Source organism: Gluconacetobacter sacchari (genome assembly GCF_014174255.1).
GTDB lineage: Bacteria > Pseudomonadota > Alphaproteobacteria > Acetobacterales > Acetobacteraceae > Gluconacetobacter > Gluconacetobacter sacchari.
Genome location: NZ_JABEQJ010000025.1, coordinates 52,744 through 75,823, shown reverse-complemented (window position 1 = coordinate 75,823; position 23,080 = coordinate 52,744). Strand labels below are relative to the sequence as shown.

The 23,080-nt window shown below is 64.7% G+C and carries 23 protein-coding genes; 19 read left to right on the top strand and 4 right to left on the bottom strand.

Annotation, left to right across the window (positions count from 1 at the left end; genetic code table 11):
• From HLH48_RS16880 to HLH48_RS16860, 5 genes are all read left to right on the top strand, one after another.
• On the top strand, window positions 1-449 hold a 449-nt coding region (locus HLH48_RS16880), incomplete at its 5' end, for a lytic transglycosylase domain-containing protein (RefSeq protein WP_182998648.1).
• A gap of 225 nt (window positions 450-674) precedes the next feature.
• Window positions 675-2,711, top strand: a complete 2,037-nt coding sequence (locus HLH48_RS16875; protein WP_182998647.1) for a DUF3363 domain-containing protein — start codon at window positions 675-677, stop codon at window positions 2,709-2,711.
• Window positions 2,712-2,736: 25 nt separating this feature from the next.
• Window positions 2,737-3,780, top strand: coding sequence for an exodeoxyribonuclease VII large subunit (locus tag HLH48_RS16870; RefSeq protein ID WP_182998646.1), 1,044 nt, complete (start codon window positions 2,737-2,739; stop codon window positions 3,778-3,780).
• Between the two features lie 103 nt (window positions 3,781-3,883).
• Entirely contained in the window at window positions 3,884-4,069 is a 186-nt protein-coding gene (locus HLH48_RS16865; RefSeq protein WP_182998645.1) for a hypothetical protein, read from the top strand.
• Window positions 4,059-4,343, top strand: a complete 285-nt coding sequence (locus HLH48_RS16860) for a type II toxin-antitoxin system RelE/ParE family toxin (protein WP_182998644.1) — start codon at window positions 4,059-4,061, stop codon at window positions 4,341-4,343. Before HLH48_RS16865 ends, HLH48_RS16860 begins: the two co-directional genes overlap by 11 nt.
• 4 nt (window positions 4,344-4,347) lie before the next feature.
• Here the strand turns inward: HLH48_RS16860 and HLH48_RS16855 are convergent, their stop codons facing one another.
• A complete protein-coding gene (locus HLH48_RS16855) occupies window positions 4,348-4,551 on the bottom strand; it encodes a helix-turn-helix domain-containing protein (RefSeq protein WP_182998643.1) in 204 nt (67 codons plus the stop codon).
• Window positions 4,552-4,681: 130 nt separating this feature from the next.
• Here HLH48_RS16855 and HLH48_RS16850 point away from each other — a divergent pair, with 130 nt between their 5' ends.
• The 13 genes from HLH48_RS16850 (at window position 4,682) to HLH48_RS16790 (ending at window position 16,981) form a co-directional block, all read left to right on the top strand.
• Window positions 4,682-4,975, top strand: coding sequence for a DNA -binding domain-containing protein (locus tag HLH48_RS16850; RefSeq protein ID WP_182998659.1), 294 nt, complete (start codon window positions 4,682-4,684; stop codon window positions 4,973-4,975).
• A 118-nt stretch (window positions 4,976-5,093) separates the two neighbouring features.
• Window positions 5,094-7,103, top strand: a complete 2,010-nt coding sequence (locus HLH48_RS16845) for a conjugal transfer protein TraG (protein WP_182998642.1) — start codon at window positions 5,094-5,096, stop codon at window positions 7,101-7,103.
• Between the two features lie 8 nt (window positions 7,104-7,111).
• A complete protein-coding gene (locus HLH48_RS16840; protein WP_182998641.1) occupies window positions 7,112-7,558 on the top strand; it encodes a ribbon-helix-helix domain-containing protein in 447 nt (148 codons plus the stop codon).
• Between the two features lie 127 nt (window positions 7,559-7,685).
• Entirely contained in the window at window positions 7,686-8,663 is a 978-nt protein-coding gene (gene trbB, locus HLH48_RS16835) for a P-type conjugative transfer ATPase TrbB (RefSeq protein ID WP_182998640.1), read from the top strand.
• Window positions 8,660-8,992: a TrbC/VirB2 family protein gene (locus HLH48_RS16830; RefSeq protein WP_182998639.1), complete on the top strand. Its 333-nt coding sequence runs from the start codon at window positions 8,660-8,662 to the stop codon at window positions 8,990-8,992. The genes trbB and HLH48_RS16830 overlap by 4 nt, the downstream gene beginning before the upstream one ends.
• Window positions 8,992-9,270 carry a VirB3 family type IV secretion system protein gene (locus HLH48_RS16825; protein WP_182998638.1) on the top strand — a complete coding sequence of 93 codons (279 nt, stop codon included), beginning with the start codon at window positions 8,992-8,994 and terminating at the stop codon, window positions 9,268-9,270. The genes HLH48_RS16830 and HLH48_RS16825 overlap by 1 nt, the downstream gene beginning before the upstream one ends.
• 13 nt (window positions 9,271-9,283) lie before the next feature.
• On the top strand, window positions 9,284-11,716 hold the full coding sequence (trbE, locus tag HLH48_RS16820; RefSeq protein WP_182998637.1) for a conjugal transfer protein TrbE: 2,433 nt from the start codon (window positions 9,284-9,286) through the stop codon (window positions 11,714-11,716).
• On the top strand, window positions 11,713-12,444 hold the full coding sequence (gene trbJ, locus HLH48_RS16815) for a P-type conjugative transfer protein TrbJ (RefSeq protein ID WP_182998636.1): 732 nt from the start codon (window positions 11,713-11,715) through the stop codon (window positions 12,442-12,444). The genes trbE and trbJ overlap by 4 nt, the downstream gene beginning before the upstream one ends.
• Before the next feature lie 20 nt (window positions 12,445-12,464).
• Window positions 12,465-13,889, top strand: coding sequence for a P-type conjugative transfer protein TrbL (gene trbL / locus HLH48_RS16810; RefSeq protein WP_182998635.1), 1,425 nt, complete (start codon window positions 12,465-12,467; stop codon window positions 13,887-13,889).
• Entirely contained in the window at window positions 13,889-14,572 is a 684-nt protein-coding gene (trbF, locus tag HLH48_RS16805) for a conjugal transfer protein TrbF (protein WP_182998658.1), read from the top strand. Before trbL ends, trbF begins: the two co-directional genes overlap by 1 nt.
• Window positions 14,569-15,576 (top strand): P-type conjugative transfer protein TrbG, encoded by a 1,008-nt coding sequence (trbG, locus tag HLH48_RS16800; protein WP_182998634.1) that lies wholly within the window; start codon window positions 14,569-14,571, stop codon window positions 15,574-15,576. Before trbF ends, trbG begins: the two co-directional genes overlap by 4 nt.
• Window positions 15,573-16,748, top strand: coding sequence for a TrbI/VirB10 family protein (locus HLH48_RS16795; RefSeq protein WP_182998633.1), 1,176 nt, complete (start codon window positions 15,573-15,575; stop codon window positions 16,746-16,748). The genes trbG and HLH48_RS16795 overlap by 4 nt, the downstream gene beginning before the upstream one ends.
• A 2-nt stretch (window positions 16,749-16,750) precedes the next feature.
• Complete coding sequence (locus HLH48_RS16790) at window positions 16,751-16,981, top strand: DUF2274 domain-containing protein (protein WP_182998632.1); 231 nt, start codon at window positions 16,751-16,753, stop codon at window positions 16,979-16,981.
• A gap of 16 nt (window positions 16,982-16,997) precedes the next feature.
• Here the strand turns inward: HLH48_RS16790 and HLH48_RS16785 are convergent, their stop codons facing one another.
• The 3 genes from HLH48_RS16785 to nirB form a co-directional block, all read right to left on the bottom strand.
• The gene (locus HLH48_RS16785; protein WP_182998631.1) at window positions 16,998-17,969 is read right to left on the bottom strand and encodes a LysR family transcriptional regulator; all 972 of its coding nucleotides are present in this window, start codon (window positions 17,967-17,969) and stop codon (window positions 16,998-17,000) included.
• Window positions 17,970-18,213: 244 nt separating this feature from the next.
• A complete protein-coding gene (locus tag HLH48_RS16780; RefSeq protein ID WP_182998630.1) occupies window positions 18,214-18,603 on the bottom strand; it encodes a tautomerase family protein in 390 nt (129 codons plus the stop codon).
• A 147-nt stretch (window positions 18,604-18,750) separates the two neighbouring features.
• Entirely contained in the window at window positions 18,751-21,657 is a 2,907-nt protein-coding gene (nirB, locus tag HLH48_RS16775; RefSeq protein ID WP_272502287.1) for a nitrite reductase large subunit NirB, read from the bottom strand.
• Window positions 21,658-21,963: 306 nt separating this feature from the next.
• Between nirB and HLH48_RS16770 the strand changes: the two genes are divergently transcribed.
• Window positions 21,964-23,040 (top strand): NAD(P)H-dependent flavin oxidoreductase, encoded by a 1,077-nt coding sequence (locus HLH48_RS16770; RefSeq protein ID WP_182998629.1) that lies wholly within the window; start codon window positions 21,964-21,966, stop codon window positions 23,038-23,040.
• Window positions 23,041-23,080 lie beyond the last annotated feature (40 nt).

The following is a 23,080-nucleotide window of genomic DNA, read 5'->3' as shown; positions in this document are numbered from 1 at the left end:
TCGATCCGCATGATAATATCGTGGCCGGGACAGCCTATCTGCGATGGCTGCACGACCGCTATGGCGATGCGGGTTTCCTCGCCGCCTACAATGCCGGTCCCGCCCGCTATGACGAACATCTGGCGACTGGTCGTCCGTTGCCCGGCGAGACGGTTTCCTATGTCGCGCACGTTCGGACCCTGATCGAAAACCCAGCGTCTTTTCCTTCGGGATTGGCCGCGAAAATCGTCGTGGATTGGCGGGCGGGATCGCTCTTTGTCGGTGCGAAAGCGACCTCAGAATCGTTCATACCGGTCGCGGTTTCCGTGTCGAAAAATGCCGTATCTCCTCATCCCTTTCCGGCCGAATTTTTCCCGGCCCGTGATGGTTTCCAGAGCCCCGATTTCTTCGTCTCCCGCGGCGCGCCGGAGCAGGATGGCGACGTGCGGACAGGAGCCATGAAACCATGAGAACAGGACAGGGGAGAATTGAGTGGGGCAACGGCAAGATTAAAGGCCACGGCACCATGCCGGGGTCGCGCAAGCGCTTTATCGGGTCTGCACATATGGTTATGGGGTGGGCGCGCAGCACCATGGAATTTTTGGCCACAGTGCCGCACTTTTCTCCGAGACGGGGGAAGAGCGGGTGTTGTCACGGCACTGTGCGGCAATCGGCGGTAAATGGCGGGGGCGATCATGCCGTCTGACGACGAAACCCGGTTCCGGGTCCGGCCCGGCAAGATCCGCGCCAAGGGCGGCGGCAAGGCCCGAAGTTTCCTCTCGCAGATGCGGGCTTCGCTCCGTCGCTCCGGAGCCGCACGATCCTACCATGCAGCGGGCGGCTCTCCGTCGCAAAAGCCGGGCAGGCCGGGGCAGGGCGCGCCGCGCCGCCAGGGCTGTCGCGGCGTCCGGCAAGGCCGTGGCGCGGCCTTCGTTCGGGGGCGTCAGGTCGCTGGGTGGGTGCATCAGCGCGCCGGCAGCCGACGCGTCATCGTGAAGTCGCGCATGATCCGGGCACCAGGTCGTGATGGACGGGCGCGTGCGCATCTGAGGTACATCCAGCGTGACGGCACGTCCCGCGACGGCGAGCGCGGGCAGCTTTACGGTCCGGAGAGCGATCGTGCCGACGGTGACGCCTTCCTCGATCGGGGGCGGGAAGATCGGCATCAGTTCCGCTTTATCGTCTCTCCGGAAGACGCCGATCAGATGCAGGACCTGACCGCGTTCACTCGCGATCTGATGGAGCAGATGGAAACCGATCTCGGTACGAAGCTGGATTGGGTCGCCGTGAACCATTTCAACACCGGGCGTCCCCACGCTCATATCGTCATCAACGGTCGTGATGATCAGGGCGAGGATCTGGTCATCAACGGTGACTACATTACCCACGGGCTGCGCGAGCGGGCGACCGAGCTAGTGACGCTGGAACTCGGTCCTGAGACCGCTCTGGAACAGCGCCGGAAGCTGGAAAATATGGTCGGGCAGGATCGCTTCACCCAGATCGACCGGCAATTGCTGGCGCTGGCGGATGAGGGACCAATCGATATGCGCGGCGACCAGGGCGGCGATCATGTCCTGCGTCTGCGGCGGCTCGCGAAACTGGAGCACATGGGTCTCGCGGGCCAGGCTGAACCTGGCGTCTGGACGCTCTCGCCGGAAACGGAGAAAACGCTCCGCGAACTGGGTGAGCGCGGCGACATCATCCGGGCCATGAACCGGGCGATGCGCGAGCAGGGCCGTGCCCCCGATCCTGGCCTGTTCGTCTTCCATGACGCGGCGTCGCGCGTGACGGTGGAGGGGCACCTGATTGACCGCCATCTGGCCGACGAACTGGGCGAAATGATCGGCCTGGTTATCGACGGCGTAGATGGGCGCACGCACCATGTGACCGGGATCGACCCGGCCGCGCTGGAGGGCGTGCGCACCGGCGGCATCGTCGCGGTCGGCCCGGAGGCTGCCGGCCCGCGTCCGGCCGACCGCGAGATCGTGGCGGTCGCGGGGCAGGGCGGCGTCTATCGTGCTGACGTCCATCTCGCCCGTGCGCAGGCCATGCCGCGCATTCCGGGTGGCGATGCGGACGCCTATGTCGCCTCCCATGTGCGCCGCCTAGAAGCCCTGCGCCGCGCCGGCATTGCGGAGCGCATCGAGGATGGTGTGTGGCAAGTCCCGGGCGACTATCTCGATCGTGCGGTGGCCTACGATACGGCCGGCGCGCGCCAGCTTTCCGTCCGGGTTCTCTCCAACCTCGATCTCGACGCCCAGGTCACCGCCGATGGCGCGACCTGGCTGGATCGCGGGCTGGTATCCCGCGGGACATCGGACGTGGTCGATTCCGGCTTCGGGCATGAGGTGATCGCGGCGCGACAGCGGCGGCAGGAGCGGCTGCTCGAACGCGGCGATGCCTGGCACGGTCCGGACGGAGACATCCGCTACCGCAAGGGACTGCTCGCCACCCTGGAGCGGCGGGAGTTGGAGCGGGTCGGCGGCGAGATTGCGGTGGCGCGTAGCACGTCGTTCCGGGCGCTGGCGGACGGCGAGACCATGCGTGGCACATTGCGCGAGAAGGTGCGGCTGGCGAGCGGCACCTATGCGCTGGTCGAGAACGCGCAGGAATTCGTGCTGGTGCCATGGAAGCCGGTGATCAACCGCCGCATCGGGCAGGAAATTTCCGGCGTCATGCGGGCCGGAACGATGGACTGGCAGTTGGGGAGGCAGAGAGGCCTGGGCCTGTAACAGAAAGCTGGCCATAATGGTGGCCATGGATACGCAGATTCCAGCATCCGCAGACATGAAGTCCGGTGAACACGCACCCATTCTTCGTCCGGCGCAGGTGGAGCGACTGTTCGCGGATGGTCTGAACGAAATCACCGCTCGGATTTGCGGCTGGGCATTTCCCGTCACCATCGTCGGAGTCCTCGGCCGCTATTCAGATCGCGCCCCGAAGTCGCCCCGTTATTATCAGGTCCCGATCGAGGACATCGCGGATGGTTCCACCATCCAGATGGATATCGACAAGGCGGTCATGGACGGCAGTGGTATCGAGTCCGGCGATCAGGTGCGGGTGGTCGGCCGGATCGGCGCCAATCTTTTCCGCGGAGAAATTTCCCTCCGGGTCAATGCGCTGGCGATCGCGTTCGACGGTGACCTGTCCGTTGACCGGCGACGCCAGGAGCGGCCTGTTCTGGATCTGCTGCGCCGATTGCCCCGGAATCGTCATGCCTTTCCGGAGCAACCAGATCCGACACTCACCCTGATTCATTCGGCCGCCTCGGAAGCCCGTGTCGCGGACGATTTCTTGACCGCCCTTCAGGACAGGGTGTCGGCCGCCCGGCGTGTCATGGTGCCGGTGGCCATGAATGATCCGGCGCGGATCGCCTCGGCCATTCGGGAGGCCGGCACGGCGATCGTGGCCGTCGTGCGAGGTGGCGGAGCGGCGTCGGATTTTCTCGTGTTCGATCATCCCGATGTGCTGGAGGCACTGGCGCATTGCCGCGGGCACCGGGTGCTGGGCCTGGGGCATAGCGCGGACACGACGCTGGCGGAACTCGTCGTCGATCATGCCGCCATAACGCCATCCGCGGCAGGTCAGTATGTAGGCGACTACATCATGAAGATCCGTGCGGCCCGCTTCCGCGAGCAGAGGGAGGCGGAACAACGGCGCATGGATAGCATGGCGTCCAGTGGGTCCGGTTCGTCGGGATCAGCCGGACTGGCGCTTCCCGATTGGCTCAAGGAGCATACGACCTTGAAACTGCTCGGGCTGGGCGTACTGCTAGGTCTTGTTCTCGCCCGGTTGTTATAGGGCAACATCCTTCCTTCGCGTGCCAGATATCACTTTGGATGACGAATCAGGCCGGATGCCCTATATAGAACCCAGAGGTGACCATCATACGGGAGGCCACATCATGAGCGAACGCGACGACGGCGAGCGCGACCTGCTGAGACAGGCCATCGCGGCGGCCCGGGCGGATAAGCGTCCGGCAGTTCCGCAGGCGGAGGCGCGCCGTATCCTGGAAGCCGATCTCGCACGCGTGCGCGAACGGATCGCCGCCGTCGAGACGGAGGCACGCCGCGTCCGGCATGCGGGTTGAATGGAACCGGACCGCGCTCGACGATCGCACGGCCATCATCGACTACCTGATCGTCCGTAATCCCTATGTCGCCGAAGCGCTGTTGCTGCGCCTGATCGAGGCGGCCGACGCGCTGGCGGATTTCCCGCTGCTGGCTCGTGTCGGTGAGGATGGCACGCGGGAACTGGTGACCGTCCCGCCCTATGTGCTGGTCTACGAAGTCGATGAGGCTTCGGAGACGGTGCGGATCCTGCGCGTGTGGCATGCGGCCCAGGATCGAACCGGTCGTCGATAGGTCGCTACCGGAGCAAATCTCCAGGGGCGACCGCCAGGGCGTCGGCGATCCTGCCGAGAATGGTGACGCTGGCCGAAACACGCGCGCGCTCGATCGAGCCGATATAGCGGGCGCTGAGACCGGCCATCTCGGCAAGCTCTTCCTGCGTCAGATCGCGGTCATGGCGGATGCGCCGCAGATTGGCCGCCATGACGTCCTTGAGGTCCATGCCCCATGGGTGCGGGTAGGGGAACGATCATTCTAGGAACGATCATTCCTATTCGTCTTGCGCCGCGGGAACTTTGACCGCACGATGCGTAGAGCGACCAGTCGATCATGGGGTGCCCCTCGTGCAGGATATCACGCCGACCCAGGACAGGCCTGATCCCGCGATCGCCGCCGAGGCCCCCGGCGGCCCGGCGCTGACCGCCTACGACCATCTCCATCACGTGACCTACCTGCGCCTACTCGACGCGGAGGCGGACGGCGCGGACTGGCGCGAGGTCGCGCGGATCGTGCTCGGCCGCGACGCGACGGCGGACGAGCCCGGCGCGCGCCGCTGCTGGGACTCGCACATGGCGCGGGCACGCTGGATGCGCGATGTCGGTTACCGCCAACTGCTGACCATACCGGGCGGCCGAACGGCGCACTGAGCGCACTGTCCTATTACCTATCCTTTCGCCGCCGGTTGCCGCACAGGCGCGGAATCCGCTTGCGGAAATCCCCGCTGTTCCTTCGCTGACGGACAGGTGTCCTGTCAGGGAGGAAAGCATGTCCGCCACCCGCGTGCTCTGGGGCCAGGTGATCCTGGTCCTGACGATCGTCATCCTGTTCTGGTGGGCGGCGACGGAATGGACCGCCTGGCGGCTGGGCTTCCAGCCCGCGCTGGGGCAGCCCTGGTTCCTGCTGGACCAGCGCTGGCCGGTCTATGCCCCGCCGCTGTTATTCTGGTGGTGGTACGAATTCGACGCCTATGCGCCCTCGGTGTTCGTGCGCGGCGCGCGGATCGGCGTCGCCGGCGTCGTCCTGGCGGTGATCGTCGCGTTCGCGCTGTCGATCTGGCGGGCGCGGGAACGGCGGCAGGTGGAAACCTACGGTTCCGCCCGCTGGGCCAGCCGGCAGGAAGTCGCGGGGGCCGGGCTGCTCGGCCCCGACGGACTGGTGCTGGGGCGGTATCGCCACGCCTACCTGCGCCATGACGGCCCCGACCACGTGCTGTGCTTCGCGCCGACCCGATCCGGCAAAGGGGTGGGGCTGGTGATCCCGACCCTGCTGACCTGGCCTGGCTCGGCGATCATCCATGACATCAAGGGAGAGAACTGGGAACTGACTGCGGGTTTCCGCGCCACCTTCGGGCGCGTGCTGCTGTTCGATCCGACCAATCGTGCGTCCGCCGCCTACAACCCGCTGCTGGAGGTCCGACCGGGGGAATACGAGGTGCGCGACGTCCAGAACATCGCCGACATCCTAGTCGATCCCGAGGGGGCGCTGGAGCGGCGCAACCATTGGGAGAAGACTTCCCATTCCCTGCTGGTCGGCGCGATCCTGCATGTTCTCTACGCCGAGGCGGACAAGACGCTGGCCGGAGTGGCCAATGTCCTGTCCGAACCGCAGCGCTCGATCGAAGCTACCCTGGCGGCGATGATGCGCACGAACCATCTCGGAAAGAGGGGACCACATCCGGTCGTGGCCTCGGCGGCGCGGGAACTGCTGAACAAGTCGGACAATGAGCGCTCCGGCGTGCTGTCCACCGCCATGTCGTTCCTCGGCCTCTATCGCGACCCCGTGGTCGCTCACGTCACAAGCCGCTGCGACTGGCGGATCGCGGACCTGGTTCAGGGCGACCGGCCTGCCTCACTCTACCTCGTCGTGCCGCCCTCGGACATCAGCCGGACCAAGCCGCTGATCCGGCTGGTGCTGAACCAGATCGGCCGCCGGCTGACCGAGGATCTCGACGCGGCGGGGAAGCGCAGGCGCCTGCTGCTGATGCTCGACGAGTTCCCCGCCCTGGGGCGGCTGGATTTCTTCGAGAGCGCGCTGGCCTTCATGGCGGGTTACCGCATCCGGGCCTTCCTGATCGCCCAGTCGCTGAACCAGATCGAGAAGGCCTATGGCCCCAACAATGCGATCCTCGACAACTGCCATGTCCGGGTCAGCTTCGCGACCAATGACGAGCGGACTGCGAAACGGGTTTCCGATGCGCTCGGCACGGCGACCGAGCAGCGGGATGCCACCAATTACGCCGGCCATCGCCTCTCGCCCTGGCTGGGACACCTCATGGTCTCGCGCCAGGAGACGGCACGGCCGCTGCTGACGCCGGGCGAGGTGCAGCAGCTTCCCGACCATGAGGAACTGGTGATGCTCGCCGGCTGCCCGCCGATCCGCGCGCTCAAGGCCCGCTATTACGACGATCCGCGTTTCCGGGAGCGCATCCTGCCGCCGCCCGATCCCGCCATCCGCGGGGAAGGGGAGGCCACTTGTGTCGCCGATGCCTGGGCGGGGGTCAGCGTGGCACCCGATCCGGTGGGCGCGTCAAACGAGGAACCCGCTTCCACACAGGGAACGACCGAGGGCGCCGACACCGACGGCGGCATCCGGCGTGAGCCGGACCTGCCGGAGCACGAGGATATCGCGCCGGAGCGGCCTGACCCTGCCTGGGAATTCGATCTCCCTAACGACGACCAGGACGAAGAGGCGCGCCGGACGGCGGAATGGCTCCGGAGGCAGAGGGGGATCGCGCGCCGAGCCGGCATGGATCCGGCCGACGGGTTGGGCTTGTAGGGGCCGTCATGCAGAAGCGCAGTCGACGCCTGAACATCTATTTCGATCCGGACATCCTCAAGCAGATGGAAGCGCGCGCCGCGCGGCGGAATCTCTCGAAATCGGCGCTGGTCGAGACTGCGGTGCTGTCCTTCCTGACGGACGATGCCGCCGAACGGCAAGAAGCCGCGACGTCGCGGCGGCTGGACCGCATGTCGCGTCAGATCGCCGGGCTGGAGGAAGACCTCTCCATCCTGGCGGAGACCCTGACCCTGTTCATCCGCTTCTGGCTGACCAGCACCCCGCCGCTGCCGGAGAGCGCGCGGGCCTCGGCGCGGGCGATGGGGCTGGAGCGGTTCGAGGGGTTCCTGACCGCGCTGGAGCGGCGCTTGGCGACCGGCGACCGATTCCTGCGCGAGCGCTCGCGTGACATTGCCGCGCGGCAGGGGGCAGCGGACAGCGACCCGACCGAATAGCTGTCCATATCCTACCCGAACGCCGCATCCACCGAATTCGTTGTTGCGGGCCAATAAATCTGCCCCTTTCTAATCATCCCCGTCGTCGTCCGGAACCGCCGGACGATCCGAACGGACGGGGACGCGCATGCCGGTCACAGCAATCGAAACCAGCGTCAGAGCGCGCGGCATGTCCATGCTGCGCACGGCGATGGGGCCGGCCATCGCGGGGTATCTCGCCGATCCGGCCGTGGTCGAGGTGATGCTGAACCCGGACGGGCGGCTGTGGATCGACCGTCTGTCCGAGGGGATGGCGGACACCGGAGACCATGTCACCCCAGCCGATGCCGAGCGCATCGTGCGCCTGGTGGCGCACCATGTCGGCGCCGAGGTCCATGACGCCGCGCCGCGCGTGTCTGCGGAACTGCCGACTGGTGAGCGGTTCGAGGGTCTGCTACCTCCGGTTGTGGCTGCGCCGAGCTTTGCGATCCGCAAGCCCGCCGTCGCGGTGTTCACCCTCGATGATTACGTCGTGGCCCGGATCATGACGGATGGCCAGGCGAAGTTCCTGCGCCGGGCGGTCGCGGAGCGGCAGAACATCCTGGTCGCGGGCGGCACGTCGACTGGCAAGACCACCCTGGTCAACGCCCTGCTCGCTGAGGTCGCCAAAACCGACGATCGGGTAGTGCTGATCGAGGACACCCGCGAATTGCAATGCGCGGCGCCCAACCTGATGGCGCTGCGCACCCGCGACGGCGTGGTGTCCCTGTCCGATCTGGTGCGCTCTGCGTTGCGCCTGCGGCCCGACCGGATTCCGATCGGCGAGGTGCGCGGCCCTGAGGCGCTCGATCTGCTCAAGGCGTGGGGCACTGGCCACCCCGGCGGCATCGGCACCCTGCACGCCGGCACGGCGCTGGGCGCGCTGCGCCGGCTGGAGCAGCTGATCCAGGAGATTATTGTCACCGTGCCGCGCGCCCTGATCGCCGAGACCATCGATGTGATCGCGGTGCTGTCCGGCCGAGGACCACAGCGCCGCCTGTCCGAACTCGTCACGGTCGACGGGCGCGATCCCGCGACCGGCGATTATCGCCTCCATCCAATCCAGACCGACGGAGAATCCCGATGATCCAGTACAGTCCCCGTGTGCGGCAGCACGTTGCCACGATCGCGTCCGCCGCCCTGCTGACGGCGGTGTTCGGTTCCAGTGCCTGGGCGTCGGGCTCTGGCATGCCGTGGGAGCAGCCGCTGACCCAGATCCTGGACTCGGTGCAGGGGCCGGTGGCCAAGATCGTGTCGGTGATCATCATCACCGTCACCGGCCTGACCCTGGCCTTTGGTGAGACGTCCGGTGGGTTTCGCAAACTGATCCAGATCGTGTTCGGCCTGTCCATCGCCTTCGCGGCGTCGAGCTTCTTCCTGTCCTTCTTCTCCTTTGCCGGCGGGGCGCTGATCTGATGGCCGCCGGATATGACGATGATGCCGTGCCGGGATTCCATGTCCCGGTGCATCGTTCGCTGACCGAGCCGATCCTGCTCGGTGGCGCGCCGCGCACGGTGGCGATCGCCAACGGCACGCTGGCCGCCGCGATCGCGCTGGGCCTGCGGCTGTGGCTGATCGGTGCCGCATTCTGGATCGTCGGGCACAGCCTGGCGGTGTGGGGGGCGAAGCGCGATCCGCTGTTCGTCGAGGTGGGCCGGCGGCATCTCCGCTACCCCGCCTGGCTGCGGGCGTGAAGGGGGCACGGCGATGATGTCTCTTTCCGAATATCGCAATCGTGCTGCCTTCCTGTCCGATTTCCTGCCTTGGGCGGCGTTGGTGGCGCTGGGTGTCGTCCTGAACAAGGACGGCAGCTTCCAGCGCACAGCACATATCCGTGGTCCAGATCTCGACAGCGCCACCCCGGCCGAACTGGTCGGTGTCACCGGCCGGCTGAACAATGCCCTGCGCCGGCTCGGCTCCGGCTGGGCGGTGTTCGTCGAGGCGCAGCGCGTCCCGGCCACGCTGTACCCGGAGAGCGATTTTCCCGATGCCGCCAGCCAGATGGTCGATCTGGAACGGCGTGAGGCGTTCGAGGATGAGGGCGCGCATTTCGAGAGTCGGTATTTCCTCACCCTGGTGTGGTTGCCGCCGGCGGAAACCTCCGGCCGGGCAGAGCGCCTGCTTTATGAGGGCATGGAGCGCGACGGCCCCGATCCGCACGGGCTGCTGCGCAATTTCATCGACGGCAGCGACCGGCTACTGGCGCTGCTGGAAGGCTTCATGCCCGAGGCGGGCTGGCTCGATGACGTCGGGACGCTGACCTATCTGCACAGTACCATTTCGACCCGGAACCAGCGTGTCCGCGTGCCGGAAATCCCCATGCATTTGGATGCGCTGCTGGTGGACCAGCCGTTGGTGGGTGGGCTGGAACCGAAACTGGGCGCGGCCTACCTCAAGACCCTGACCATCACCGGGTTTCCGAGCCGGACCTTTCCGGGGGTTCTTGATGACCTGAACCGGCTGGCGATGCCCTATCGCTGGTCGACGCGGGCGATCCTGCTCGACAAGACCGATGCCACCAAGGTGCTGACGAAGATCCGGCGCCAGTGGTTCGCCAAGCGGAAGTCGATCGCCGCCATCGTGCGCGAGGTGATGACCAACGAGGCGTCGGCGCTGGTCGACAACGACGCCGCCAATAAGGCGGCCGACGCCGATCTGGCGCTACAGTCCCTCGGTGCCGACGACGTTGGGCAGGCGTACATCACCGCGACCGTTACGGTGTGGGATGGTAGCGCCAGCATTGTCGCCGAGAAACTCCGCCTGGTCGAGAAGATCATCCAGGGCCGAGATTTCACCTGCATGGCGGAAAGCCTGAACGCGGTAGAAGCCTGGCTGGGGTCATTACCCGGTCATGTCTATGCCAATGTGCGTCAGCCGCCGGTCTCGACCCTGAATTTGGCGCATATGGTCCCGCTCTCCGCCGTGTGGGCCGGGCCGGAGAGAGACGGACATTTCAACGCGCCGCCGCTATTCTACGGCAAGACGGCGGGGGCCACGCCGTTCCGCTTCTCGCTGCATGTCGGTGACGTTGGCCACACGCTGATCGCGGGACCGACGGGAGCGGGTAAATCCGTGCTGCTGGCGCTGATGGTGCTGCAATTCCGCCGTTATGCGGGATCGCAGGTCTTTGCCTTCGATTTCGGTGGCTCGCTGCGGGCGGCGACGCTGGCCATGGGCGGGGACTGGCACGATCTTGGCGGCGGTCTGACAGACGAGGGCGATGGACATTCTGCCGTCTCCCTCCAACCGCTGGCACGGATTGATGACCCGGACGAGCGCAAATGGGCCACGGAATGGCTCGGCCAGATTCTCGTGGGCGAGGGCGTCGCGCTGACGCCCGACGTCAAAGCCCATCTTTGGTCGGCGTTGAACTCGCTCGCGTCATCGCCCTCCCCTGAGCGCACCCTGTCGGGGCTGGTCGCGCTGCTGCAATCCAACGCGCTGAAGCAGGCGCTGGCGCCCTATTGCCTCGGCGGCCCCTACGGCCGGCTGCTGGACGCTGATGCCGAGCGGCTGGGCGACGCGGAAATCGTCGTGTTCGAGACCGAGGGGCTGATCGGCTCCGGTGCGGCGTCGCCGGTGCTGTCCTGTCTGTTCCACCGCATCGGAGGGCGTCTCGACGGGCGGCCGACCCTGCTGGTCATCGATGAGGGCTGGCTGGTGCTGGACGATGGCGATTTCGCCGGCCAACTCCGCGAATGGCTCAAGACCCTGCGCAAGAAGAACGCCTCGGTGGTTTTCGCCACCCAGTCCCTGTCCGACATCGCTGACAGCCGGATCGCCCCGGCGGTGGTGGAAAGCTGCCCGACGCGGATCTTCTTGCCCAACGAACGCGCGATCGAACCGCAGATCATGGCCCTCTATCGCAGCTTCGGGCTCAATGATCGCCAGATCGGGATCATCGCCCGTGCCGCGGCGAAGCGGGACTATTACTGCCAGACCCAGCGCGGCAACCGGCTGTTCGAACTGGGGCTCGGTCCCGTCGCGCTGTCGCTCTGCGCGGCGTCGGGCAACGACGATCACAGGCTGATCGACGCGGTGCTGGCCGAGCATGGGCGGGACGGCTTTCTCCCGGCCTGGTTCGCGGCGCGCGGTGTCACCTGGGTGGCAGACCTTCTCCACGACGGAGGTATGCCATGAAGCGTCTCGTGCTCCTTTACGGCATCGTCAGCGTTTTATCTCTTTCCGCCATTCCGGCCCGTGCGCAATGGGCGGTCTTCGACGGTGCCAATTTTGGCCAGAACGTGCTTCAGGCCGCTCGCGCGTTGCAGCAGATCGACAACCAGATCGCGTCGCTGGCCAACCAGGCACAGATGCTGGTCAATCAGGCGAAGAATCTCGCTTCCTTGCCGCTCTCAACATTGTCGACGCTGCAATCAACGATTTCCGAGACTACGGCCCTGATCACGCAGGCGCAGAACATTGCCTACAGCGTTCAGTCGGTCGAGCAGCAATACCAACAGGCCTACATCTCGATTTCGTCGGGGATGTCGGATAGCGCCCTGTTCAGTCAGGCGCAGACCCGTTGGCGGAACGCGGTCGGCGGGTTTGAGGACGCGCTGAAGACCCAGGCCCAGGTGGTGGGCAACATTCCAAGTGACAGCAGCGCCATGACGCAATTGGTTTCGGCCAGCCAGAGTTCGAGCGGCGCGCTTCAGGCCGCGCAAGCAGGCAATCAGCTTCTGGCCCTGCAATCGCGCCAGCTTTCCGATGTCATCGCGGTCCTGTCCGCTAACGGACGGGCCGCTGATCTTCAGCAGGCGCGCGAGGCGGCAGCCGAAGCAGAAGGCCAGGCGCAATACGAACATTTCGCGCAGCACGACGCCTACGTGCCCGGCGCCGTCTCTGTGTTCAATGACGGGAACTGACGGTCATGGCGGGAACGGGCATGACGAATGCAGGCGTCATCGACAATTTCCTGAATATTTTCACCACCACGATCGATACCGGTTTCGGTCTGGTGAAGGGCAATGTGGTCTCGCTCGCCGGATCACTCTCCGTCCTCGACATCGCGCTCGCCGGGCTGTTCTGGGCCTGGGCGGCGGACGAGGACATCATCCAGCGGCTGGTGAAGAAGACGCTCTATATCGGTTTCTTCGCCTTCATCATCAACAATTTCGACAGTCTCTCGAAGAAGGTCTTCGACAGTTTCGCCGGGCTCGGCCTGAAGGTGGGCGGCGGGAAACTGGCGCTGGGTGATTTCGTACATCCCGGAAGGCTGGCGGCCACCGGGTTTGACGCGGCCCAGCCGCTGCTGGATGCGATGCACCAGTTTCTCGACCCGATCCATTTCTTTACCGGCTTCGCCCAGATCGCGGTGTTCCTGATTTCCTGGTTCATCGTCATGGCGGCGTTCTTCGTGCTGGCCGTCCAGCTTTTCGTGGCGATCGTCGAGTTCAAGCTCACCACCCTTGCGGGGTTCATCCTGATCCCCTTCGCGCTATTCAACCGCACGGCGTTTCTCGCCGAGAAGGTGCTGGGCAATGTGGTGTCGTCTGGCGTGAAGATCATGGTCTTCGCCGTGATCAGCGCCATCGCCTCCACGCTGTTCTCTCAGTTCACCACGTCCTATGACGACAGCCTGCCGACGATCGGCCAGGCGCTCTCCGCGGTGCTCGCAGCCCTTGCGATGATCGGGCTCGCCATCTACGGCGGCAGCGTCGCCAATGGGCTCGTTTCCGGAGCACCCCAGCTTGGCGCGGGAGCCGCGGCCGGGACTGGAATGGCGGTGGGTGCTATGGGAGCCGCTGCGGTGGCTGCCCCTGCCGCTCTGGCGTCCGGGGGCGCTGCCGCCCTTGGCGCCACCGCTGCTGCCGCACGGGGCGGGGCCGCGATCGCGGGGGCCGCCACGACGGCCTACAGCGCCGGAGCGGCGGGAGCGGGCGGTGCCGGCAGTGTGGCGGCCGGCATCGGCGGAATGGGCCGGACTGTTGGTGGCGCTGCCATGAACGCGGCGAAGAGCAAGGCCAGCGCGGCGGCGTCGTCATTGAAGGAAAGCTACGCGGCCGGCGGACGCTGGGCCGCCGGTGCGATGGGCGGTGGCGGAGAAAGCGATAGTCCATCGGGTGAGGGTGGGTCTTCAGGACCGTCCGGTGGCGGTGATCCCGGTGCCGGGCCGGCCGGTAGCGGTAACCTTGGTGGCGGCCCTGATGGCGGCGGCTCGGGCCCGACTTCCGACGGCAAGCCGCCCCGCTGGGCACAGAAAATGAAACGCCGCAATGCCGCAGCCCATGCCGCCGAAGCCGCGAATGTCATCCGCTCTGCCGATGGTGGTGGCGGAAGTTCCAGCATTGATCTGTCGGAGAAAGAATGATGTTCCGTCGCTCCACAACACGCTACGGGACCACGCCCGAGCCCGTCACGCCGTATCAGAAGGCAGCGCAACTCTGGGACGAGCGCATTGGCTCCGCCCGCGTCCAGGCCCGCAGCTGGCGACTGATGGCCTTTGGTTCGCTGCTCCTGTCTGTCGGACTCGGGTCCGCGCTGGTCTGGCAATCTGCGCGGGGCACCATCGTCCCCTGGGTGGTGCAGGTGGATAAATTGGGCGAAGCGCAAATCGTGGCCCCGGCCCTGGCCGGCTATACGCCCACCGATCCGCAGATCGCCTGGTATCTGGCGCGCTTCATCGAAGACTTACGTGGCCTGTCCTCCGACCCGGTGGTGGTCCGGCAGGACTGGCTGCGCGCTTACGACTTCACCACCACTTCCGGCGCGGCCGCGTTGAATGACGAGGCCCGGCTTAACGGTCCGTTTTCCCGCATCGGGCGTGAGCAGGTCGAGGTGGACGTGTCCTCGGTTATTCGGGCCTCGCCCAGCAGCTTCCGCGTCGCCTGGACCGAGCGGCATTACCGCGATGGCGCCTACACGGGCACCGAACGCTGGACCGCCATCCTCTCGGTGCTGATCGCCGCGCCGCATGACGCCGACCGGCTGCGCCGCAATCCGCTCGGCATCTACGTCTCCGCCATCAACTGGTCGAAGGAACTCGGACAATGATCCGCACGGTCATGCGCGCCCTGCCGCTGATGCTGCTCGCCCTGTCGGCCTGTGCGGGACAGTACCACCCGCCCGCCATCCGCTATGACGACGCCGTGCGCGCGACGCGCCTGCCGGATCCGCCGAAGCCGGTGCAGGTGGTCGCGGTGCCGCAGCCGCTGCCGCTGCCCGGCCAGTTGAAGCCGCTGCCGTCGCACCGGTCTTTCCGGTACACCCTGCCATCCGAGGCAGCCGATCCGGCCGCGCGGGTGACCCAGGCGAATCTGGCCGCCCGTATCCAGCCGACGCGGGCGGGATTCATCAACGCCGTGCAGGTGTATCCCTATTCTCCTGGCGCGCTCTATCAGGTCTATGCCGCGCCCGGCGAGATCACCGACATCATGCTCCAGCCCGGCGAGAAGCTGGTCGGCAGCGGGCCGGTGGCCGCCGGCGACACGGTGCGCTGGATCATCGGCGATACCGAGAGCGGGACAGGGGGGACGAAGCGGGCCCATATCCTGGTCAAGCCGACGCGGCCGGATCTGGTCACCAATCTGATCGTCAACACCGACCGGCGAACCTATCTCGCCGAACTGCGCTCCACGCCGGCAACGTATATGGCGTCAGTGTCGTGGGACTATCCAGAGGACGATTTGATCGCCTTGCATCGGCAGGACAGCATGGCGGACGACGAAACGCCGGTCGATACCGGACTGAACCTGAACGACCTCAATTTTCGCTACGCGATCCAGGACGTCAAAGGCGGCGTGCCACCCTGGCAGCCGCTCCGCGCCTTCGACGACGGGGACAAGGTCTATATCGCCTTTCCGTCAGGGATCGGACAGGGCGAACTGCCGCCGCTGTTCGTGCTGGGCCCGGACGGCAATCCGGCGCTGGTCAACTATCGCGTCCGGCAGAACTGGATGATCGTCGACCGGCTGTTTGCCGCCGCCGAACTGCGGCTGGGCGACAAGACCGGCGAGCAGCGGGTGCGCATTGTTCGCACCGAAGGGAGGCCGTCATGAGCGACGAGCCGGCGAGCGACGGACGACCGGAGCCGGTCGTGCCGCCGCCTGACCTACGCCTGCGTGGCGATCGGCCGCGCGTGGTGCGGCTTTCCCGCCGCGTCGTCTGGTCGCTGGGCGGGGTAGGGGCGATCGCGGTGGCCTTCGCGCTGGTTTACGCCCTGCAGGCCAGCCATCATGCACCCTCGGCATCCGCAAATCAGGACAATGCGTCGCGGCTCGCCGCGGCAGGGCTGGAGGCCTTGCCGAAGGATTATGCCGGCGTACCGAAACTGGGACCGGCGCTGCCCGGCGATCTTGGTCGGCCGATCCTCAACGCGCAGCAGCAGGGCAAGTCGATCCCGCTCGATGCCATCGGCAATGACGACGCGCGCCGTGCCCAACAGGAAATCATTGCTGCGATCGGCAGCAAGCTGTTCGTCCAGGTCGGGCAGGGGGATCGGGGCGGTGGCACTGCCGCTCCGATGGTCGGGGCAGAGGCTGGACCGGGAAATGCGTTGCGTCCGAGCGACACCGACCCGCAGGCCGGCAACCGCGCTTTTCTGGCGCATGCGGTCGATCACCGGATGGTCAGTTTGGAACGGATCGTGGGGCCGGCCTCGCCCTATATCCTCCAGGCGGGCACGATCATCGCCGGCGCGCTCAATACGGCGGTCAATTCCGGCCTGCCGGGACAACTTACCGGCCATGTGACGCAGAACGTCTATGACAGCCCGACCGGGCGCTATCTGCTGATTCCCCAGGGCAGCACGCTGGTCGGTCAATACAGCAGTGCGATCGCCTTTGGGCAGGATCGCACGCTGGTGATCTGGACCCGGCTGATCTTCCCGGACGGGAAGTCGATCGTGCTGGAGAACCTGCCGGGCGCCGATGCCATCGGTCATGCCGGGCTGTCCGATCAGATCGACCGGCACTGGGGCGAACTGTTCAAGGCGGCTTTGGTCACAACCATGCTCAGCGTGGGCTCTGAGGCCGGGACGTCCTTCGGCGAGAACAATCTGATGCAGGCGATCCGTAGCGGGGTGTCGAACGGGTTTTCCATGGTCGGCAACCGGCTGATCGACCGCAGCCTGAACGTCCAGCCAACCCTGACCGACCGGCCTGGGCTGCCGTTCACCGTGGTTCTGAATCGGGACCTGGCGCTCAGACCCCGGCATGAGACGGAGAGATGACAATGGTGACCTTGAAGATTACCAGCGTGCCCGATGAGAAGCCGGTGAAGTTAACTGTTGATTTGCCGGCCCAGGTCTTTCGGGATTTGAAGGCGTATGCCGATATCATAGCGGCATCAGGATCGGGTGGTGCGCGGGTGGACGAGGCCCATCTGGCCGTCCGCATGATTCAGCATTTCATGCTGGAAGATCGCGTCTTCCAGCGAGAACGTCAGCGGAAGCCCGATTGTTAAGCAGGTCACTGATCGATCAAATGGTGCCATCAGCTTTATTGTTCCGATATGCTTCCGACATCTCGCGGATGATTTTCAGCAGGCCCTTCAGAGAGGGGTTGATGTTTTGCCGTGACCAGAGTGCGCAGAAGGTAACCAGGGCTGGTATCTCGCCGATTGGTCGAAAGGTCAGGCCCGGAAGGGTGATCCCGAGAGTTGCCTCGGTGGTCAGCGCGACCGCGCGTCTGCGCACCACCTCGGTCAGCAGCGTATCCCGTCCAAGGCGCAGGTACTCGATATGCCTGGGCTCGCCGGCCTGTCTCACCAATGGCAAAGCCAGATCCATCAGGTGGGGCCCGATACCATGAGATCGCACCAGGAACTCGCGATCGACAAGATCCTTCCAATGCAGGCGCGATTTGGCCGCGAGGGGATCGTCTTGGTTCAGAGCCACGACCACCTGCTCGTCCCAAAGCGGTAGAGCATCCAGAACGTCGTGAGAGAGGCGCTCCGTCATTGCCCGGCATGGTAAGAAGGCAATATCCAGCTTTCGACGTCGCACGCATTTCAGCACGTCGCTATCGTCAGTCTCCATGAGGGTAAGGCCGATATCCGGCTGGGCGGCGTCAAACCGCCGCAGAATGGCCGCCAACGGGCCAGCAGCGGCGGCGGATTGAAGACCAACACGCACTGCCGGGCGATGAATCTCGATCGGAGCGCCGGAGATTTCGAGAGATTTCCCAAGCAGATCGATGGCATCAGAGATGAATTCGAGAAAGATCCTCCCGTGCGGCGTCAGCCGGACGCTTTGCTGCCGCTCAAAGAGGGGGAAGCCGATCGCGTCCTCAAGCGAAGCGACCCGGCTGCTGATGGCAGACTGGGCGATACCGAGTATATCGCCTGCCTTGTGAAAGCTGAGCTGCTCGGAAACGACCAGGGCCTGCGTCAGTGAAACGAGCGATAGACGGCCACTTGCAAGATATTTGTATAGTATAGACTGATGGTTCATGCTTATTCTATTTTCGTGAATTAATATCACATAATTGAGGTCGCAAAATTACAGGAATTTTTCTCTCCAAGGAAATACGGTAGGATAGGATTTCACGAATTATCTGCATCCACGGTGTATACGTGATCCGAAGTTGGCGGCTCGGAATCGGTCCCTTCGGCATGTTCCGCCATCCCTAATATTTTATGTAGAATATTTATTTTTTTGTTGGGCTTCTTCAAAAGAAGCGCTTCCGTAATTCTTTTTATAAATCACCGACGAGAAATTGTGCTCGTCCTAATCCGAAGCTCCAGTCGGAATCGTTATTTTCGATGCAGGATACCATGATGTCTTCTGGCTTGATCCCGCAGTGTCGTCCAAGACCTTCGACCAGAAGCACATAGAAGCGTTCTTTCATCTCTTGGGGCCGTGGGCGAGTGGTCACATGAATGAGCACCCGCTTATCCGAACGAACGAATCCCAAACCGGTGTCTTCCATGATTAGAAGCCGCGATTCGTGCTCATTCAAGATTTGATAACGATCTCGCACGGGTACCTTGAAAGCATCGACCATTGCATCATGGATCGTCTGGAGAAGAATCGTCGTCTGTTCTTCGCTCCGGCCTTTGACGACGTGGATGTTGAGAAACGGCATAATCTAGGAATCCATGGATGTTTTAGAGGAAAAAGACGAGAAGGTCGCTCATGTCGATTAACGTCCATGATCGGCACTCTGTCGGTACGACGTTTGGCGGGGCGCCGGGACAAGCGTTGATCGTGCGGCTCTCGTGCGGCGCCATGCTCAGGCCGGGATCAGGTTCTGGGATGCCTGACATGCGCGGGTTCGAATTTCTACCTTGCCGTCCTTCAGCCGCGCGTCCCATACGCGCAGCACCTTGCTTGGGTCCTCCAGGCACACGCCGTCTTCCAGCCGGAAATGCTGTTTGTACAGCGGTGAGGCGACGACGAGACGGCCCTTCAGGTCACCCATGATGCCGCGCCCGATGACATTGGCGTTCGAAAACGGATCATGGTTGTCGAGGGCGAAAACCCGTGCCCCCGCGTCGCCTTCGGCCGGCAGGTAGAACAGTGCCACCTGCGCGCCGTCATGCCAGGCGACGACGCCCGAGCGCGCGACCAGGTCGCCCTGGTCGCACAGCGCCTGCCAGTCCGCCGGACCTGCCGCCGGCGTCGGTGTCGGCCGGTTGTCGGCCGGGCGGGTCTGCTCGCGTTCCGGCACCGTGGCGATGCCGGGATCGGGGCGGGCATCGTTGACGAAGGTGCGGAAGCGCTTCAGCTTCTCCTGGTCGGTCAGCGCGTCGCGCCATTCGCAGTGATAGCTGTCGACCACCGTCTGCATCTGCGCCTCCAGTTCAGCGCCGATGCCTAAGCTGTCATTGATGATGACATCGCGCAGGTATTCCAGGCCGCCTTCCAGGTTCTCGCGCCAGACCGAGGTGCGCTGCAAACGGTCGGCGGTGCGGATGTAGAACATCAGGAACCGGTCGATATATTTCAGAAGGGTTTCGGAATCGATGTCGGTGGCGAACAGTTCGGCGTGGCGCGGGCGCATGCCACCATTGCCGCAGACATACAGGTTCCAGCCATTCTCGGTGGCGATGACGCCGACATCCTTGCTCTGCGCCTCGGCGCATTCGCGGGTGCAGCCCGACACGGCGAATTTCAGCTTGTGCGGTGCGCGCAGGCCCTTGTAGCGGTTCTCTAGGTCCAGCGCCTGCGCCACGCTGTCCTGCACGCCGTAGCGACACCATGTGGAGCCGACGCAGGATTTCACGGTGCGGGTCGATTTGCCGTAGGCCTGTCCGGTTTCGAACCCTGCCGCGATCAATTCGGACCAGATATCGGGCAACTGGTGCAACTGCGCGCCGAACAGGTCGATCCGTTGGCCACCGGTGATCTTGGTATACAGCGCATATTTCTTCGCGACCTGGCCCAGCGCGATCAGCTTGTCGGGCACGATCTCGCCGCCCGCCACGCGGGGCACCACCGAATAGGTGCCGTTCTTCTGCATGTTGGCCATGAACATGTCGTTCGTGTCCTGCAGCGGGATATAGCGCGGGTCGGTGATCGGCTTGTTCCAGGCCGAGGCCAGGACTGACGCGACCGTCGGCTTGCAGATGTCGCAGCCCAGGCCGCCATTGCCATGGCGGGCCATCAGGTCCTCGAAGGTGCGGATGTCCTGCACGCGCACCAGCGCATACAATTCCTGCCGTGTGTGCGAAAAATGCTCGCACAGGCTTTTGTCAACCGCGATGCCGCGCGCGGCCAGTTCGGTTTCGAACACGCTTTTCAGCAGCGCGGTACAGCCGCCGCAGCCGGTGCTGGCCCTGGTTTCGGCCTTCAGCGCGCCCAGGTCGGTGCAGCCGCCCTCGATCGCGGCGCAGACCGCGCCCTTGGTAACGTTGTGGCAGGAGCAGATCGTGGCGGTGTCGGGCAGGGCGTCCGCGCCCAGCAGGTCCGCCTCCTCGCCACGCGGCAGGATCAGCGCCGCCGGGTCGGCGGGCGGCTTGATCGCGTTCTGCACATACTGAAGGATGGTGTCGTAATAGGCATTGTCGCCGACCAGCACCGCGCCGGTGACGCGGCTGCCGTCGGCCGACAGCACCAGGCGGCGGTAGGACCCCTCGGCCTCGCCGATGAAACGGTAGCTGGTACTGCCCGGCTCGGCGCCGTGCGCGTCGCCGATCGAGCCGACATCGACGCCCAGCAGCTTCAGCTTGGTGGACATGTCGGCCCCGGTGAAGGCCGCGTCCTCGCCCGCGATGACGGCGGCGGCCGTCCGCGCCATGGTGTAGCCCGGGGCGACCAGGCCAAAGATCGCATCGTTCCATGCGGCGCACTCGCCGATCGCGAAAATGTCGCGGTCCGACGTGCGGCAATGATCGTCGACCGCGATGCCGCCGCGCGTGCCCACCGCCAGCCCGGCAGCGCGGCCGATCCGGTCATTGGGGCGGATGCCGGCGGAGAACACCACCAGGTCGGTTTCCAGATGGGTGCCGTCGGCGAAGTTCAGGCGATGGCGACGGGTTTCGCCCGGCAGGATCTCGCGTGTCGCATGGCCGGTCAGCACGCTGATGCCCAGGGATTCGATGCGTCGGCGCAGGGCGGCTCCGCCGTCCTGGTCCAGTTGCACCGGCATCAGGCGAGGGGCGAATTCCACCACGGCGGTCTGCAGGCCCAGCGATCGCAGCGCGTTCGCCGCCTCCAGCCCCAGCAGGCCGCCGCCGATGACCACGCCGTGCGCAGCGCCATCCGATGCCGCGCGGATGGCGTCCAGATCGTCCAGCGTGCGATAAACCAAGCCTGCCGTGCCGTCATTGCCTGGGATCGGCGGCACGAACGGATAGGACCCAGTGGCCAGGATCAGCGTTTGGTACGCGAAAATGCCCTTCGACGTCTCGATGGTGCGCGCCGTGCGGTCGATCGCCAGCACGGATGTGTCCAGATGCAACTCCAGGCCGTGCGCGTCGTGGAAACCTTCCTTGTGCAGGCGCAGCGCCAGCGCGTCCTGTCCGGTCATGTATTCCGACAGATGCACGCGGTCATAGGCGGGATGCCGTTCCGCGCCGAAGATGTGGATCTGGTGGCTGTCATGCAGTCCGTGGCTGACAAGCTGCTCGGCGCAGTAATGGCCGACCATGCCGTTGCCAATGATGACGATGGAGTTCTTGTTCATAGTCACGGACATGGCGATACAGCCTCATTTTTGGCGGGACATATGCGGCATGACCGCTCGGCTTCATACGTGTGCTGCAGTGCCCGAGACCCCCCCGAGGGATCGAAACACGCCTTCACGTATCCGAAGGCTGCGGGAACATCGGCAGGGGGTAATATCTTCCACCCATTCAGCATGTTTTGACAGTATATGCGATTGCAGCTCCGGATCTGAAGTCTGATCTACAGATGTTCAACATCTCAAAAAATGATGGGGTTGTCCGCTGATAATAGCTTATTCTGATTGCAAAGGTGAATTTCGACGATCCGGGAGTATGTCATGGCGGAAACACAGGGGAGGGCGTTCCTGACGGCGGTCGGCATTCGGTTGCCCATTTTCCAGGCGCCGATGGCTGGTGTTTCCTCGCCGGCACTGGCGGCTGCCGTGTCGGAGGCCGGGGGATTGGGGGCCCTGGGATTGGGGGCATCGAATGTTGACGCGGCAGCACGCATGATCGCCGAGTTGAAGGAGCGAACGAAATATCCTTTTAATCTGAACGTCTTCTGTCACAAGTCATCGGCGCTCTCTCCAGAGATTGAAGTAAAGTGGATCGAACGCTTCCGGGAGCATTTTACAGCGGAGGGCGGTGTGCCGCCCTCCGCACTGCGAGAGATTTATCGAAGCTTCGTCGTCGATGAGGAGATCTCAGGGCTTTTGCTTGCTGCCCGGCCCAGGGTCGTCAGCTTTCATTTCGGCTTGCCCGGTGCGGATACCATTCAGGCTCTGCGTACTGCCGGGGTCCTATTGCTGTGCTCGGTGACGAATCTCTCGGAGGCGCAAACTGCCGTGGCGGCTGGTGTGCACGCTGTGATCGCGCAGGGATACGAAGCCGGCGGTCATCGAGGGATATTTGATCCGTCAGAACCTGATGACCTGCTGAGTACGGCCGCGCTGACACAGATGCTCGTCAGGCACGTCAAGGTTCCGGTCATCGCGGCGGGAGGAATCATGGATGGGGCTGGAATCGTGGCGGCCATGAAACTGGGCGCCGCAGCCGCTCAATTGGGGACGGCCTTTGTCGCCTGTGATGAATCCCTTGCCGACGACGCCTACCGCGCCGCGCTCACCGGCAGTGCAGGATATCACACGGTGATGACATCGATCATTTCCGGTCGCCCCGCGCGCTGTCTGGCGAACCGATATACCGAGTTGAGTCGCGACATTCTCGTTGATGAGGTGCCGGCGTATCCTGTTGCGTACGATCTTGCGAAGGCCCTGAATGCTGCGGCAAAAGTGAACGGTCGGGCAGATTATGGCGCCCAATGGGCAGGGCAGGGGGCACCATTGGCCCGCCGCATGCCGGCGGGTGATTTAGTACGTGTTCTCGCCAAGGAACTTGAACTGGCAGCCGGTTGAGAACGCCGCCGTCACCACGGCGTGGTGACGCAGAGGCACC